Origin of the sequence: Facklamia sp. P12945, from assembly GCF_050409485.1 — a bacterium.
Classification (GTDB): domain Bacteria; phylum Bacillota; class Bacilli; order Lactobacillales; family Aerococcaceae; genus Facklamia.
In genome coordinates, this window is the sequence record NZ_JBNUPJ010000020.1 from 16,980 (window position 1) to 33,336 (window position 16,357).

At 36.3% G+C, this 16,357-nt stretch carries 12 protein-coding genes and 1 pseudogene; 3 read left to right on the forward strand and 10 right to left on the reverse strand.

What is annotated here, in order from left to right:
- Positions 1 to 57: 57 nt before the first annotated feature.
- The 4 genes from allB to ACQV2X_RS07230 form a co-directional block, all read right to left on the reverse strand.
- Positions 58 to 1,422: an allantoinase AllB gene (allB, locus tag ACQV2X_RS07215; RefSeq protein WP_428874208.1), complete on the reverse strand. Its 1,365-nt coding sequence runs from the start codon at positions 1,420 to 1,422 to the stop codon at positions 58 to 60.
- A 52-nt stretch (positions 1,423 to 1,474) separates the two neighbouring features.
- On the reverse strand, positions 1,475 to 2,923 hold the full coding sequence (allW, locus tag ACQV2X_RS07220) for an allantoin permease (RefSeq protein WP_428874207.1): 1,449 nt from the start codon (positions 2,921 to 2,923) through the stop codon (positions 1,475 to 1,477).
- 23 nt (positions 2,924 to 2,946) lie between these two features.
- Positions 2,947 to 4,173, reverse strand: a complete 1,227-nt coding sequence (allC, locus tag ACQV2X_RS07225; RefSeq protein ID WP_428874230.1) for an allantoate deiminase — start codon at positions 4,171 to 4,173, stop codon at positions 2,947 to 2,949.
- 138 nt (positions 4,174 to 4,311) lie between these two features.
- Positions 4,312 to 4,998 (reverse strand): histidine phosphatase family protein, encoded by a 687-nt coding sequence (locus tag ACQV2X_RS07230; RefSeq protein ID WP_428874206.1) that lies wholly within the window; start codon positions 4,996 to 4,998, stop codon positions 4,312 to 4,314.
- 80 nt (positions 4,999 to 5,078) lie between these two features.
- Here ACQV2X_RS07230 and ACQV2X_RS07235 point away from each other — a divergent pair, with 80 nt between their 5' ends.
- Positions 5,079 to 5,990 (forward strand): hypothetical protein, encoded by a 912-nt coding sequence (locus ACQV2X_RS07235; protein ID WP_428874205.1) that lies wholly within the window; start codon positions 5,079 to 5,081, stop codon positions 5,988 to 5,990.
- A 6-nt stretch (positions 5,991 to 5,996) separates the two neighbouring features.
- Here the strand turns inward: ACQV2X_RS07235 and ACQV2X_RS07240 are convergent, their stop codons facing one another.
- The 4 genes from ACQV2X_RS07240 to ACQV2X_RS07255 form a co-directional block, all read right to left on the reverse strand.
- Complete coding sequence (locus ACQV2X_RS07240; RefSeq protein WP_428874203.1) at positions 5,997 to 6,842, reverse strand: carbohydrate ABC transporter permease; 846 nt, start codon at positions 6,840 to 6,842, stop codon at positions 5,997 to 5,999.
- Complete coding sequence (locus tag ACQV2X_RS07245; protein ID WP_428874202.1) at positions 6,835 to 7,704, reverse strand: carbohydrate ABC transporter permease; 870 nt, start codon at positions 7,702 to 7,704, stop codon at positions 6,835 to 6,837. Before ACQV2X_RS07245 ends, ACQV2X_RS07240 begins: the two co-directional genes overlap by 8 nt.
- 111 nt (positions 7,705 to 7,815) lie before the next feature.
- Complete coding sequence (locus tag ACQV2X_RS07250; RefSeq protein ID WP_428874201.1) at positions 7,816 to 9,069, reverse strand: ABC transporter substrate-binding protein; 1,254 nt, start codon at positions 9,067 to 9,069, stop codon at positions 7,816 to 7,818.
- Positions 9,070 to 9,184: 115 nt separating this feature from the next.
- Positions 9,185 to 10,084, reverse strand: a complete 900-nt coding sequence (locus ACQV2X_RS07255) for a haloacid dehalogenase-like hydrolase (protein WP_428874200.1) — start codon at positions 10,082 to 10,084, stop codon at positions 9,185 to 9,187.
- Between the two features lie 631 nt (positions 10,085 to 10,715).
- Here ACQV2X_RS07255 and ACQV2X_RS07260 point away from each other — a divergent pair.
- Positions 10,716 to 13,442: an ATP-binding cassette domain-containing protein gene (locus ACQV2X_RS07260; protein ID WP_428874199.1), complete on the forward strand. Its 2,727-nt coding sequence runs from the start codon at positions 10,716 to 10,718 to the stop codon at positions 13,440 to 13,442.
- A gap of 172 nt (positions 13,443 to 13,614) precedes the next feature.
- On the opposite strand, the pseudogene ACQV2X_RS07265 reads toward ACQV2X_RS07260, so the two are convergent.
- Together ACQV2X_RS07265 and ACQV2X_RS07270 are read right to left on the reverse strand one after the other, a co-directional pair.
- A pseudogene (locus ACQV2X_RS07265) lies at positions 13,615 to 13,806 on the reverse strand (DUF1295 domain-containing protein); the annotation flags it as partial.
- A 42-nt stretch (positions 13,807 to 13,848) separates the two neighbouring features.
- Complete coding sequence (locus tag ACQV2X_RS07270) at positions 13,849 to 14,016, reverse strand: hypothetical protein (protein ID WP_428874197.1); 168 nt, start codon at positions 14,014 to 14,016, stop codon at positions 13,849 to 13,851.
- A 1,136-nt stretch (positions 14,017 to 15,152) separates the two neighbouring features.
- Here ACQV2X_RS07270 and ACQV2X_RS07275 point away from each other — a divergent pair.
- The gene (locus ACQV2X_RS07275; protein WP_428874196.1) at positions 15,153 to 16,184 is read left to right on the forward strand and encodes a fasciclin domain-containing protein; all 1,032 of its coding nucleotides are present in this window, start codon (positions 15,153 to 15,155) and stop codon (positions 16,182 to 16,184) included.
- Positions 16,185 to 16,357 lie beyond the last annotated feature (173 nt).

The window sequence follows — 16,357 nt, forward strand, 5'->3', positions numbered from 1 at the left end:
CCAATCTATTCTTAGGGACTATTTGCTTCTTCTGAAAACAAATTAGTCTATATTTAATTATTTAAATTCTCCAACAAACTCCTCTGTTACTCCCTTATCTATGCTATAAACCTCATGTCCTCTTACATAAGTAGCCATAACAGTTGCACCAATTTCGCTACCAATATAAGGACTGATCTTATTGCGATATTCTAAATCTTCAGCAGTTAAGACGTAAGATTTATTAGGATCAATTAAAACGATATCTGCATCTTTGCCTACTGATAAGCTTCCTTTTGTATCATCAATACCAAAACGACGGGCTGGTTGTGTCGCAATCACTTGTGCAAATTGCTCAAGAGACATACCACGCTTATTAACTGCTTCATCAAAGAACACATCGACATCATTTTGTACGCCTGAGATACCGCCCCAAGCATCAAATGCATTTTCTTTATCTTTCAAGTCTGGGGTACATGGGGAATGATCAGAGATTGATGAAATAATATCCCCTGAAAAGACATAATCCCATAAACCATCTTGAGCTTCTTTATCACGGATTGGTGGTGAACATTTAGCCACATTTCCAATAGCATCTAATTGGTCTGTTGTAAAGTATAAATAATGTAAACAAGTCTCACAAGTGACATCGACACCTTCTTGTTGCCCTTTAATAACTGCTTCCACACCTTCTGGGCAAGCCACGTGACAGATATGAATACGACAGCCTGTTTCTTTAGCAAAAAGAATTGCTCGTTGAATAGGTTCCACCTCTGTAAAGACTGGACGAGTCGCCACATACTCTGACAATTTTGATTTGCCTTCCGCTTTTGCTTTTTCACCTAGGCGATCAGTAATCGCTGCATTTTCAGCATGGATAGCTAGAACTTTTCCTGTCTTCGCAATTTGTTTCATCCCTTCGTAGAGTGAATAGTCATCCACATTTTGGAAGTCTCCATCAATTGAACGGTCGCCACAAGTTGCCATAAAACATTTATAGGCCGTTACACCGTTCTCATATAATTCTTGAATACCACCTGTTTCAACATTATAAGGAACGAGTCCTCCAAATGAGAAAACATCCACTTTTAATTTACCTTGACCAGATTGGTATTTGTCCTTAATACTCGCTTCATCAGTTGTTGCTGGTACTTGGTTCAATGGCATTTCTAAGAAAGAAGTTACTCCTCCCTTAGCACAAGCAGAAGTTCCTGTAACATAACCTTCCCACTCATCACGATACCCACCACCATTTTCAGTAATATGAACGTGACAATCAAACATTCCCGGACTAACAATTAATCCTTTAGCGTCAACCTCTTGCTCAGCCGATAAATTTTCACCAATTGCAGCAATCTTTCCGTCTTTGACTGCCAAATCGGTCACAACTGCGCCGCTTTCTAAAATGACTTGACCATTCTTGATGACTAAATCATATGACATAAAATAACCTCCTAATAAATTTTTATTAAGCGTCCAAAATAATTAAATTTAATTATTCTGCACGATTTAATACAAAGTAAACAAGTAATCCCACTACAAAACCATCAATCCAAGAGATTTGGGACAGAAACTCTAGGGCTGGGATAAATTGTCCGACAATTGAAACAACAAACCCACAAATGGTTGCGATATAAGCTTTCTTATTGACACCAGAATAAGGGTTATCCGCTGCTTGCTCTGGTGAATAGTATAGTAAATCCAAGTCGATCTTTTGTTTGTCCACAAAGTAGAAGTGAGCAATCATAACACCGGCTACAGGGCCTAACAAGCTTCCAATATAGTTAAGGAAAACTAGAATTACACTCCCTGACTCCATGAATTTCCAAGGCATTATGATAAAACTGATAATACTTGCGATGATAACACCTTTACGATAATTAATTTTTTGTGGAAAAAGAGCTGTTAACTGGAAGGCTGCTGGAATAATATTACCAGTCGCATTAGTTGAAACGGTTGTCATCAATAAGACAAAAGAAGCCAAGAAAATAGCCGGCATAGAGTCCCATTGATTAATAATTTGTAAGACATCTCCTTGATGTGAAACACCAGTAATGGCCGCACCATTTAAAACAGTGATACTTGCAAAAGCAAAAATGACATACCCAACTAACAACGATAAGATTTGTCCTATTGTTTGAGACTTGGTGGAAGTTGCGTTTTGAGTAAAGTCAGAAACACTTACTCCTGGAGCTGCCCAAACAGATAAGGTAGATGCAATAATAATCAAATAGGCTAGAGGGGTTGCAACCGATTGATTAACAGCTGTTACATGGTCGAAAATTGGTCCAAACCCGCCCGCTACACTCAATCCCCAAACAACCATTCCTCCGAACACAACATAAATAAGTGGATTTAGTATAGCTGTAAACTTGTTTAATACGCGGCCTCCCCCTAAGCCAATCATTACATTGATCAAGAAGAAGACTACAAATGATAAAAAGGCCGGTACAGAAAGGCCTAAAATATTAATGCCTTCACCAACATTCAAGAAAGCTGGCCAAATTCTACTTACTAAGATCAACAAAGCTTTCGAACCTGCATAGTTTTGGACCCCAAACCAAGCAATAGCTGCCACAACTCCCCTTAGAAAGCCAGGCAATTTAGATCCTGCACTACCATAAACAGAACGTAAATGAATGGCAAATGGAATGCCATACATAGACCCTGCTTTACCGTTAACTGTCATTAGTCCCGCTACTGCTAGTCCCGCCAAAATGATAGCTAAGAACACGTGAATAGGTGCCACCCCTAAAGCTAGAAAGCCACCAACAGTTAGATAATTAGGAATATTATGGACCGATCCCATCCACAGAGTAAAGAAGTTAAGTGTTGACATACTACGTTGTTCTGGCTTATTAGGCAATATGTCATCATTGGTATATCCCCTTGATTTAAACAAATCAATTTGTTCTTGTCTTACTAAGACATCATTATGTTCCATTATTAAAAGTCCTCCAAATTATTTTAATAGGCCAATTCTTTTAAGGCCTCTGCTAAAGCTTGTATCCCTTCAACAATATCCACCGCCTCGGTATGTTCTTCCGGATTATGACTAATTCCTTTGATGGAAGGAACGAAGATCATAGCTGTTGGAACTTGTGGAGCAAATATCTGTGAATCATGCCCCGCTCCTGAATGCATGATTTGATAATTTAATTGGTTATCCTGACAAACTTTTTCTAAAACTTTAACAATCTCAGGATCCATTGGCACTGGTGGCTCATTCATCCATAAATTCATTTCTACTTCAATCGCTTTTTCATGACAATGTTTCTCAATAGTTGTTTCAATAAATACAGCAAACTCATCGAGAGCTTCCTGGTTAGTGTGTCTAGTATCAATTGAAAATTCCATTTCTCCAGGAACAACATTCACCACATTAGGCTTTACTTCTACGTGGCCAAAGGTTACGACTAAAGGATCGCCAATTTCATTTGCTTTATCAATGACTTCAGAAACAATTCTAGCGTAACAGTCGATGACATCTTTACGATATCTCATTAAGGTCGTTCCGGCATGATTAGCTTCACCCTTTAATTTAATGGTGTAGCGTTTTTGCCCCACTATGGCATTAACAACCCCAACTTTTTTGCCTGCATTTTCCAAGAAGTTTCCTTGTTCAATATGTAATTCTACAAAAGCATCAAAGTGATTAAAGCGTGGAGAATCTACAAGGTAATTAAAGCCTGCTTCCTTCATAGCTGTCTCAAAAGGAACACCGTCATTGTCCTTAATGGTTTCAACATCTTCTTTTTTCGCTAAACCAAAAATATTTTTAGATCCCCAAAAGGCATATGGAAAACGAGAGCCTTCCTCTTCTGCCATCGAAACAATTCGCAAAGATTTCTTTGGTTGGCCGTATTCTTCAACCAACCCCTTAATCGCTAAGTAGGCAGACATAATACCCAATTGTCCATCTAGACGACCACCATCAACAACTGTATCAATATGCGATCCTGAGGCGATGATTGATTCTGGCTCTTCACTACCTTCAACTGTTGCAAACATATTCCCTACTTCGTCGAACTCTACCTTCATCCCCTCTTTTTCAAAAAGTTCTTTCAAGGCATTCTGAGCTTCAATCCATGATTTGCTATATAAAAGTCTTGTAGTACCTTTTCCTTCTTTATCAGAAATACTCGAAATCCAATCCATTTGGCGATCGATTTCTGCTGGTGAAATTTTTATCATAGTTCGCACCCTTTCCAAATTTTGCCCATTTGTATCTTGCATACATTATAGTGTAAAACGGTTTCATTTCTCATTGTTATATTTGCTCAACTTTACAATGTATTTTGTATAAAGTGAACAAAAACAACCCTCTGTTAGTTAAGCGAACTTTTTGTCTATAAACTGTTTGAGTTTAAAGCCCTCTCTTACTTTTTGAATAATTACCACGCCCCCATTATTCATAGACCGCATATCATAAAACTCATCAATATGTTCTGTTTTTGGTAATAGAATTTGAAGTATATGGCGAATATTGATACTGTGTCCAACAAATAAGATACAAGCCTCCGTCTCAATTAATTCATTAAACAATTTATCCATTCCTTCTTTAAGACGCTTACAATAAACAGCATAGTCTTCTCCTTGACCTAGAGGGTCAGCAGGTTGTAATGCTGTCAGCCTTTGTTTTTCTGTTGTATTTCTCAACATACTCTCTACAGAATCAAAACCCAAATATCTCCTTATGATATCCCAAGTTTGATAGCTTTCCATACCTTCAAAGGAACCAAAGCTAATTTCTCGAAAATCTGCCATTTCTATAATGGGAATCATCCAATTCGGATAGATACTTTGTTCAATAAGAATTTCGGCTGTGGTACGTGTTCTCTTTAAATCACTTACAATCGCCGCATCAAATTTAACCTTACTTAATTTTTCGCCTAAATCTTTAACTGCTTGAATCCCTTCTGCTGTCAATAAAGGATCACACCACCCTTGGGTACGCCCATTCTTATTAAAAAACGTTTCACCATGACGGACAAAATATATGGTTAACCCGTTAGACATTTAATCATTCCTTTAACAAATTTGTGTGCTTAGTAGGATCCCGTGCTATACTTATTTTAAATCTTCAAGGAGGAGCAACCATGACCTACTTATCATACTCGTATTTCTACCAAAACTGGTTTAAAAACTTTTCGATTGATAGCCAACAAATCCAAACCTTTTGTCAAAAATACAATCAGTCTCAAACCATTAAGTCTCGCCAGATTGAATTAACAACCATTCAAAGAGCGTTAAAAGACTTTAAAGATAATCAAACAGTTTACTTGGCAGTTTTACAGCAAATTATTAAGCAAGACTTTCTGCTAACTAATATTCAACTAAATGATTGGCAACAATTGGTCATTATGATTGTATGTATTCAAGCTTTAATAGAGCTGTATAAAAAGTACGATCTCCCTCTTAATATATTACAAAATACACTATCCGACCTTTTTTTACGTATTAACTTATCCCAGTCTGTCGGTTTATCAACAGATGATTTTGAATGGTTAGCACGTATCTTTCGTCTTAGGATTTTCAAGTTAGGCGAGCTTCAATTTGAATTTACTCTTTTTGATTCAGCCACTCTTCCTAAAGACATTTCTTACATTAATAACGGTAGTAAAATCCTTCAAGATGCTCTCCCTATTATTAGTGTCCACATCATGCAAGATAGCTTAATTGATGAAGCACACTCTTCAACTGCTTTTTACTTAGCTCGAGCCTTTAAAAAAAGATATTTAACTAATTTCCCAGCACAATACTTTTACTGTTATTCTTGGCTCTTAAATCCTAACAACTCATTTTTATTAGGATCTCAAAGCAATATTCTATCTTTTTCAAGTAACTTTGACCTAATCGCCCATTCTGCCTATCCTGATATGGCCTTAGAGCATATTTATGGTTCTAAAGATATCCATCCTGACTCAATGCCTCAAATCACTAGTTTGCAAAGAAGAGCAAAAAGTCATCTTTCATTTCTGGGAATTGGAGTGGGGATTGTTCCTTTCTAGGAAATACTATCCTTTAATTGACCCTGCTGATAAACCTGATACAAGATCTTTTCTAAAAACCATTGCGATAACTGCTGGTGGAATAATAGCTATTAAACCAGAGGCTGCAATCATACTATAGTCAATAGCATCTCTTGTCATAAACTCAGATAGAACTAGGGTAATTACTTTATTATTCTGAGTTGACGTTAAAATCATTGGGATTTGAAATTGGCTCCAACTCATTAACAAGAGAATTAAGACACAGGTAATAATAGCTGTTCGTGACATGGGTAAAATCACCCTCCAGAAAAGCTGCCATTCTGTACAACCATCGAGTTCTGCTGCTTCCCACATTTCTTTAGGAATCTTATTAAAATGCGTAATCAACATCCAAGTTGCTAGAGGTAAAAAAGCAGTCACATAAATGACACTAATCCAGAAAAGCTTATCCAGCAACTGATAGTTTGAAAAAATAGCAAATATTGGAATGATGGTGGTAAACACAGGAATAACGATGGTAATCAATAATAAGCGTAAAATCACTTTTCGTAAGCGAAAGCGAAAACGCACCATAGCGTAACTGGTTAAAACCGCTAAAGGTACCCCAATAAAGAGAGTATATAAGGAACTAATTAAGGAATTCTTTAAGCCATTAAAAATGGTTATATGTGCCTTATCTGTCGGATCAAACAAGCTTTGATAATTTGTAAAAGTTGCTTGACTAGGTAGAAAGCGACCTCCCGCTTTCATTAATTCTGCTTTAGGGGTGACACTAATTATAAAAGCCCAAATAAGGGGACCTAAAGTGAATAGCAGAAAGATAATTACAGTTATAATGTATAACCAATCCCAACGTTTATTTTTAAGCATGATCTCCCTCCAATCTTAGCGAACGAATATAAAAGTAACCAATAATCCCCGATAAAATCATGATTATATAGGTAATCGCTGACCCTAGACCAAAGTCTAAAAAGCTAAAGGTATTTAAATAATTATATATTAAAAGGGTTTGTCCTTCATAACGGTAACCTACTAAAGAAATTACCTCATCAAAAACATTTAAACCTGCCATAGTTGCTTGGATTAACACAATTGAAAGTGTAGGCAAAATCATTCTTAGCGTTATATAGAAAAACTCTGAATAACGACTGGCACCATCCATTTTAGCCGCTTCGTAGATTTCTTTAGGAATTGTTTGTAGGGTTGCCAAAATTAAAATGGCACAAAAAGGTACCACCCGCCAAGCAATTACAATTGAAACGACAATTAGGAGTAAATAACGATTATTAATCCAAGCAACTGGCTGATCAATAATTGAAAGACTCATCAATAATTTATTCATAAAACCATAACTGGGATGAAAAATAAATTGCCAGACAATACCATTAACTAGGGGGGGCAAAGCCCAAGGAACAATTGCAATACCCGTTAGCATTGGGCTAATAACTGTCCGCTTATTGAGCAAAAGTCCCACAATAATGCTGGAAATGACGGTTAAAAAGACGACTAATAAAAAAACCATCAAACTATTTTGAAAAGCATGATGAAAATCTTCTGAGAGTAAAACCTCTTTATAATTATCGAGTCCGATAAACTTAAAGCGGTCTGGTCTACTTAATTTAAACGCATGAAGACTGTAGATGAAGGTGCGTACAATTGGTAAGTAGACGAACAATCCCATGATAAGCATCATGGGTAAGATTAGAAAAATGGCTTTTTTAGATTTTTTCATAATAAACTCCTTTTAAATCATTGATCCCTACTATCATTTTTATAATAGCACGGATCAACCCTTAAAAATTTAAATCTAGGTGTAGTGCACTACACCTAGATTTATTATTAATTACTCAGCAAATTCCTCAACAACACTATTTACTTTTTCAACTAATTCTTTAACAACCTCTTCGGCAGAAAGATCTGAAGTTACCATTTTATTGATAGTATTATAAATTTCGGCACTCATTTCGGTGTAATATTCTGGCACCCCATTTGGGAATGGCGATTCAACCATTTCAGCCAATTCAACCATCGCACCTGTGTTTTTAATCTTTTCCTCATCAATTAGCTGCTGTAAGATGCTTAATCGTGTAGGAAGTGCTCCTACCGCATCAAATAATTCTAATTGAGTTTCTTCGGAAGTATACCACTTAACGAAGGTTTGAGCAGCTTCCATATTTTCAGTATTTGGTGAAATACCTACTGCTTCTTGGAAAGGTACTGTTCTTTCAGCGTTTGCATCAACACCTGGCAGTAAAATTGGTTTTACCTGTCCAACTACTGTTGACTCCTCTTCATTATTAACGCGACCAACAAATGAAGATGGGCCTACTATAAAGGCAGTATCTCCTGAGTTAATCTGTCTGTAAGCGTCCATTCCCGAACCGTTCACATTACCTGGATTAATTAATTCTTCATCTGATAAAGCCTTAATAATAGTTAATGCATCGAGAGACGCTTCTTCATTCAAAGTATTATCCTCATTAAATAAAATACCATTGCGTGTATAAGCCAACCAGAAGAAAGTAGTCGTTAAATTTTCATCCGCACCTAACGGAAGCGATACTGGGTATTCTGTAATTCCAGCATCTTTAATAGTTTTAGCTTGTTCCATCACTTGATCCCAAGTTACTGGCGGTTCTTCTAAGCCAGCCTCCTCATACATTTTTGTATTGTAGTAGGCAATCCGAAAATCATTTGCATAAGGGACTGCATAGACCTCATCGTTTAGCATAAATTGCTCGATTGCTGGAAAAGCATCCGCATCTGGCAAATCAATAGGAGCCAACCAATCTGCGCTGGTGAATTCTCCCATCCAAGACCAATCTACTTCAAAGACATCCGCTGCCACCGTGTTACTTGCAGCTGCAATCGCTAACTTATCACGAATATCGTCCCAACTAGTTGGTAAAACATTGACTTTAATCCCATACTCTTCTTCAAATCTAGCCAACATTTCATCCGATGGAGCTCCCCAATCAGGAATCATAAAGCTAATTTCTATACCTGCATTTTCTTCTTGAGCCATAGCTGTTAAAGGTGCTAACACAGTTGATAAAGTGAGCGATGCTGCTAAGATGCTTTTTAATGTTTTTTTCATATTTTTCTCCTTTATTCTTTAAGTTGTTGGAATGACTAAATCCCTAAATAATTATCTATTCTAGCCTACCACATCCTTTCCATCTTTTTTAGTAATAAGTCTTGAAGCAGAGTCTTTATCGAAGATTGGATATGGCCATTCTTCTAAGCGTGTGATTCAACCCTCGAATGGCAATCGATAATTGCATAATATTTTCAAACGGGGCAATGCCCCCACTACCTGAACAACCAATATGCAAAATATCTGCACCACCTATTTTAGCAGTTAATCCCAATTGAGTAACCACCTCTTTTTGTGAACAATCCTGACTCGTCCCGTTAGCTGCTAAACTCAAAACCCCCACTTTGTGAATCAACTGACAACTGCGCCTAAACTCTTCCATCGAGTAACCAGGCACGGTTCCAACTTGAGGTAATATGATAATTTCAGCCCCAGCTGTCAAAAAGTGTTGCACCCATTCTTCTGAAGAAATAGGTTCATCATAGGCTGCCCCATGCATTTTGCCAGCAATCACAATACCAGAATAATGGTTTTTCGCCAGACGAATACCTTCTACTATTGCCTGATTACTAACTCCGGATTGTGGGTTTCCTGTTAAGCATATAAAATCTAACCCCAATTCTTCCACTCTTTTTAAGCTTTCAACACTACATATACGCCCCTCAACTAGGCTCTTTACTTTTTCCAAATAATGTCCCTCACTGGCTACCGGTTCTAAATTGACACCGATGGGACGTTGGACAAACTGTTTCAAAGTTTCAATTGGATGTGGCGTATCTGGTAAAGCCCATATCTTTGGATTAAAAACATCTACTTGATTGAGCAAAATCAAATCCGCACCAGCGGCTCGAGCAAGTTCACTGTTAGTAAGATCAGGTAGGTGAGGAGTTCGATCTTCTCTTAATTCTACTAATAAAGTTCTGCCTTCATTAGCTCGTATACTATTGAGTAAATCCGAGGAAGTCATCGTAGCAAAATCACTTGCGAAACAATCTAACATACGCTTACTATTCAAAATTAACCCCTCGCTCTTTTTCTATTAGTTGCACTAGCATTATTTAAGTCCTACCGCTTTTGTGAACAACAGGCTTCCTATAAACAAAACCACTCTCAACATCTTGGATGGATGCATCTAAATAATATTCCTGATGCTATTATAACTTACTAACAGGCCGCGGACCTATCAGAGTTTCTGATAAATAGGCCTGATTTATTAGATAACTTCTTAAAATTCTATTTAATTAAGTGGGAGGCCACAATGGCTATTGCTTGGAAAACTTATGCACTGTTCCCTTTAAGCATCCTACAAACTAGCTCCCCTTGGTGTCATTTTAGAAACTGATAGATTTATATTATAAAATAATGCTCCAATCGTTACCTGACGGATTATTTTAGTCGTTCATGTCCCATTAAGCTAACAATATAAAAAACATCCTTATCAGACAATTGATCACACTTACTATTTTATCGCAAGGCTTCCCACGCATACCTTAAAACTTTCGACTTGAGTTTTTTTAGGTGGAAGATATTGTGTTGCTATTTTTTGTTTGCGCTAGGATCGAATTAGGTCGGTATTAGTGATATACTTTGTTTGAAATGAGACTATTACCATTTATTCGTAAATCTTTCAATGAAGGAGTTTTACAATGCACCAAATAGAAAAAATAACCAAAAGTTACCATACAGGGGGCTTTAAGCAAAAAGCCTTGGATAATGTGACGTTCAATTTAAGAGACAATGAGTTTGTATCTATTTTAGGTCACAGCGGGTCAGGTAAAACGACGTTACTCAATATCATTGGCGGCTTGGACCGCTATGACAGTGGTGATATTATTATTAATGGCATTTCAACCAAAAATTATAAAGACAAAGACTGGGATTCATACCGCAACCACTCGGTCGGTTTTGTCTTTCAAAGCTATAATTTAATCCCTCACCAATCCGTTTTATCCAATGTTGAATTGGCACTTACTATTTCAGGAATTTCAGCCAAGCTTCGGAAGCAAAAAGCTATCAAAGCCTTAGAGGAAGTAGGGTTAAAAGATCATATCAACAAACAGCCCAATCAATTATCTGGGGGGCAAATGCAACGAGTTGCGATCGCACGAGCATTAGTCAATGAGCCAGATATTCTTTTAGCCGATGAACCGACAGGAGCCTTAGATACACAGACTAGCCTTCAAATAATGAACCTATTAAAAAACGTTGCCAAAAAACGTTTGGTCGTGATGGTTACTCATAATGCTGAATTGGCTCACCAATACTCCAACCGCATTATTGAATTGCAAGACGGCAAAGTCATTTCTGACACCCATCCTTTAGCCATTGAAGAAAACAAAAACTCTAAGCATGAAAGCATGGGCAAGTCTTCCATGTCGTTTCTTACGGCCTTGTCGTTAAGTTTTAATAATTTAAACGCTAAAAAAGCCCGAACGTTTTTGACAGCTTTTGCAGGGTCCATCGGGATTATTGGAATTGCCCTCATTCTATCGCTATCGACCGGCGTGAATAACTATATTGATAACGTCCAAGAAGAGACTATGTCGGCCTATCCAATAACCATTGAACAGGAGTCTGTCGACTTTAGTCAATTAATGTCGGCAAGAAGAGCGGAAACTTCTACTAAAGAAACAGAAGATACCGACTCTAACAATGAAAATTTAGACGTCATCTACAGTAACAATGAATCGCTTGAACAAATGAGTGAGTTCAATTCTTCTTTTCGCCAAAATAATTTAACAGCTTTCAAAAAATATTTAGATCAAGATGACAATAAACTTTCTAACTATGTCGGCAAAAATGGTATCGTTTATTCTTACGCTATCAATTTTGATTTATTCGCCTACGACGAAAATGAGCGTTTGATCAATACTGATGGTAGTTCTTTTGAAAGTGTGAATCGACAACCAAGAACAAACTTTAGTTCCCCTTCAAACTCGTTTAATCAACCCAACACAAAAATTAGCGAACTTCTTCCAGGTCAAGGTGAGCAAGTTATTAGCCCAGTTGTAAAGGATAATTATCATTTAATCGATGGTAAATGGCCTGAAAAATATAATGAGATGGTGCTGGTTGTAAATGAAGCCAATGAAATCAGCCTTTCTGATTTTTACGAGTTTGGCATGCTCCCCTCTGAAGATTATGAGAAAATTCTCAATCAAATAGAAAATGATGAAGAACTTCACCTCGAAAAAAAGACACTTCGGTTTAAAGACCTACGCAATCAAACTTTTTATTTATTACCTCGCAGTGATTACTATGAGAAAAACGCGCGAGGTAATTATCAAAAACTGACTGACGATCCCTTAACGATTGAAAAAGTTGTTAAAGAAAAAGCTATCCCGATAAAAATTTCCGGTATCATTCAACCAGTTGATAATGCTAAAACCTTAACCATTCGCACTCCGCTTGCTTATACACGCAAATTAAGAAACTTTTTAATGGCTTATGTCAATCAAAGTGACATCGTTCAAGCACAAAAAAAGCAACCAAAAACCAACGTTTTAAATGGTCTAGCTTTTGAAGCAGCTAACGATAGAGAAAAAATTGAAGATGTCTATCATTATTTAGAGGATTTCACCCTCAGTCAACAAGCTGAATTTATTAAGCAAATTCAAGCAAAACAGCAAAGCTTAGAACCGTTCGCAACAACAGAGCCAAATTTAGCTGACAATCCGGCTAATATCGCGGATCCATTTAATCAAGTCGTTAAAGACCTGGATGATTCGTCCCTTCTTGAAATTTATGATTCTTCAATTGCACCGGCTAGTTACGACACTAATTTAAAAGAATTTGGTGTCGTTTCTACTGAAAATCCTTCTGCAATCAGTATTTATGCAGATGATTTTGCTGATAAAGAAGCTATTTCTGACGCAATTGAAGCTTATAATCAGACTGTTAGTGAAAAGGAAAAAATTACCTACTCCGACTTTGCCGGCTTAATCATGTCTTCCGTTTCGGAAATTGTGAATGTTATTACCTACGTTCTCATTGCTTTTGTCAGCGTATCATTACTCGTATCATCGATTATGATCGGGATCATTACTTATATCTCAGTATTAGAACGCACAAAAGAAATTGGTATTCTAAGAGCCATCGGCGCCTCAAAAAGAAATATTTCAACGGTTTTTAATGCTGAAACGATTATTATCGGCTTGTTTTCAGGATTATTAGGCATCGGGTTTACTTATTTATTACACACTCCTTTAAACAATTTATTGCTGCACTTATTAGAAGAGGTCACAGTCAGCTTATCTTTTAAAAATGCCCTTATCTTAATTGGCTTAAGCATTCTACTATCATTTATTGCTGGTTTAATTCCATCTAAACAAGCTTCACGCAAAAACCCGGTTGAAGCTCTTCGTAGTGAATAGATTTGACCTCCAACCTCCTATCCATTTTAACTTCGAACTTTAATACAAAATAACTTCCTAACAAACTGTCTCAAAACAGTTTGTTAGGAAGTTATTTTATTAGATGTTATTTCTTGCCCCATGGAAATAACATAGGGACTCTTTGAGTATATTCTTGCCAACCTTCATATTACTACATGTTTTTTTCTAATAAAGGAATAGATATTTTTATCAATACTGTCGCCATTACTAGAGGAGAAATAACTAGAACGATATAATAAACAGGATGAACGGCTTGAATAAATAATAAGGTGAACCCACTAATATATAGGTCGACCCAAACTAAGATCTCTCTAAAATAATTAGGATGACGGGGCATTGACCATAAGTCTGTTCGGAGTCATTTGCCTGTGTTTTTATTTATGTGTTATCTAATTTGTTCATCGCCAACCACTTCGAAAAACAGACCAATGTCAGCAATTAGCAAGCTAATTATTACAATGTAATTATGACTCATAGAAAAATCAAATTGATTGTATTTAATAATCGAATAGCTTACCGAGCCGACAATAAAATTAAAGATTCCTTGCAACACAAAGACTAAGCCCCACCCTATATCGACAATTGAGTTGCCCTTAATTTTAAAAAATAATAGTGAAATAAATAAAGGGGAAAAGAAGTGGCAACATCAAGCCACCTCCATTTTAGTCGTAAAGCCTTGAGTGGCGATCACCAAGGTGACTATAAATAACACACTATATATAATTACCCTTTTAAAATCCAGTTAACCCCCTTCTTATTCGATTCAGTAGTTAAGGCGATAGCGACCGAACCTATCCTCGCACTCATCGCTACAAATGCTAAAATTTCCATCGTATAATCTAGCCCCCTACTAATTAATTAAGTTTAATATTCCTCAAATTCTTGCACGCATTGGCCTCCATAGGCATGAACACTAGTATAGTTAATAATTGTATGCTCTTGCATACAATTATTAACTCATTTTTGAATCTTTTTAATATTACCCTTTTAACTAATGGTCATACCTATTGCTACCCCGCCGCCAACCTCATCCATCGAGACTACTGGTTTTAAAATGACCTTATTGGCAACAAAAACCTGCGCCCTAGCTATGTATCCTGATTTAACATATATTTCAAGGTAGGAGCGTTGATAAAGAGATGCGTTTTCTTAATAGTTCCTTCTATTCTTTTAACCGTTTCTTAAAAGTCCTCTCTAGCGGCTAAAACTTCTGCAGCTTTTTTAACCACCAGTCACTGAGCGCCTGAATTAAATTTTGAATCAATGACTTTAATTGGGGTGTTCGCTAATTCTTTCAAATTATAATAGATGTTTTTGCTGATTCATTTATACACTTTCTTTCTATAAAGCGACTAACAAAAAAATAAAATCCCTCTTAACATAATTCATAGGCTTTGCTTTTTAAATTTTATATTTAAGCTTCAAGATAAGCCGGCTACATGATTCACCTTAAGCAATCTATGCTAAGTAATTTTGAATAATTTGATAATTAAATTTAATAATAAATTTTCTAGCAAGTTTTCATCATCTATAATATATGTTGTTTATATCTAATTTAATATTGAATTGTTTGACTTGTTGCGTTTTCGTTCGTACAATAAAGCTGAATGAAATATGTTTGTCATAAAATAAACATATTCATTTTATTGTTGCTGATTAATAAATTCTATTGATGAAAGGGAGAGTTGAATGAAAAAATCAATTTTAAATCAGATGAAAGTGGGAGTGCTATCTCTATCAGCCATTGCCCTATTAGTTGGTTGTACAAATGAGAACACTACCACGAATACTGACACATCCGTTGATGAAACAACAGCTACTGAAGTGATGAATGAAGAAACTGAAGAGGAAACAACTAAAGAGGAAACAACTAAAGAAGAAAGTACCAAAGAAGAGAGCTCTAAAGAAGAGAGTACCAAAGAAATAAGCTCTAAAGAAGAAAGTACCAAAGAAAAAAGCTCTAAAAAAGAGAGCTCTAAAGAAGAAAGCTCCAAAGAAAAAAGCTCTAAAAAAGAGAGCTCTAAAGAAGAGAGTTCCAAAGAAAAAAGCTCTAAAAAAGAGAGTTCTAAAGAAGAAAGCTCCAAAGAAATAAGCTCTAAAAAAGAGAGTTCTAAAGAAGAAAGCTCCAAAGAAAAAAGCTCTAAAAAAGAGAGCTCTAAAGAAGAGAGTACCAAAGAAATAAGCTCTAAAGAAGAAAGTACCAAAGAAATAAGCTCTAAAAAAGAGAGTTCTAAAGAAGAAAGTACCAAAGAAATAAGTTCTAAAGAAGACATACATAAACAAAAGGATATTGTTGCCACCCTTCAAGATAATGATGATTTCAGTATTTTAGCGGCTGCTTTTGAAAAAACTAATTTAGTTGAAATCTTACAAGAAAACGAACCATATACCCTCTTCGCCCCAACGGATGAAGCTTTTGAGCAATTATTAGAAGAGCTTGATATCACGGAGCAAGAGCTACTAACACAGCCTGATCTTAATAAACTATTAACTTATCACCTGGTGGCTAGTAAAATTTTGGCTGAAGATTTAAAAGACGGAAAATCTGTTGAAACTGTTAATGGAGAAAAAGTGGCCTTCGATTTTTCAGAAGACGAGCCGATGATCAGTGAATCGATGATTACTTCTACCGATTTAGAAGTTTCCAATGGAGTTATTCATATCATTGACACAGTTTTAATTCCTAAAGACTTCGAGTTGCAAAAAGTGGATACTAAATAAGCTAGGCAAAGCTTTTCTTACTTTCTATTAACGTCAAAGAGGCTGAATAAATAAAGTTCTATAATAAATAGGGTGGATGGAAGAAAAACACTTCCTTCCACCCTATTTTTTGCTACATAAAAACACAAAAGTCCGATCTATTAAAAGTGGTAACTAAAATAGAAAGGACTCTG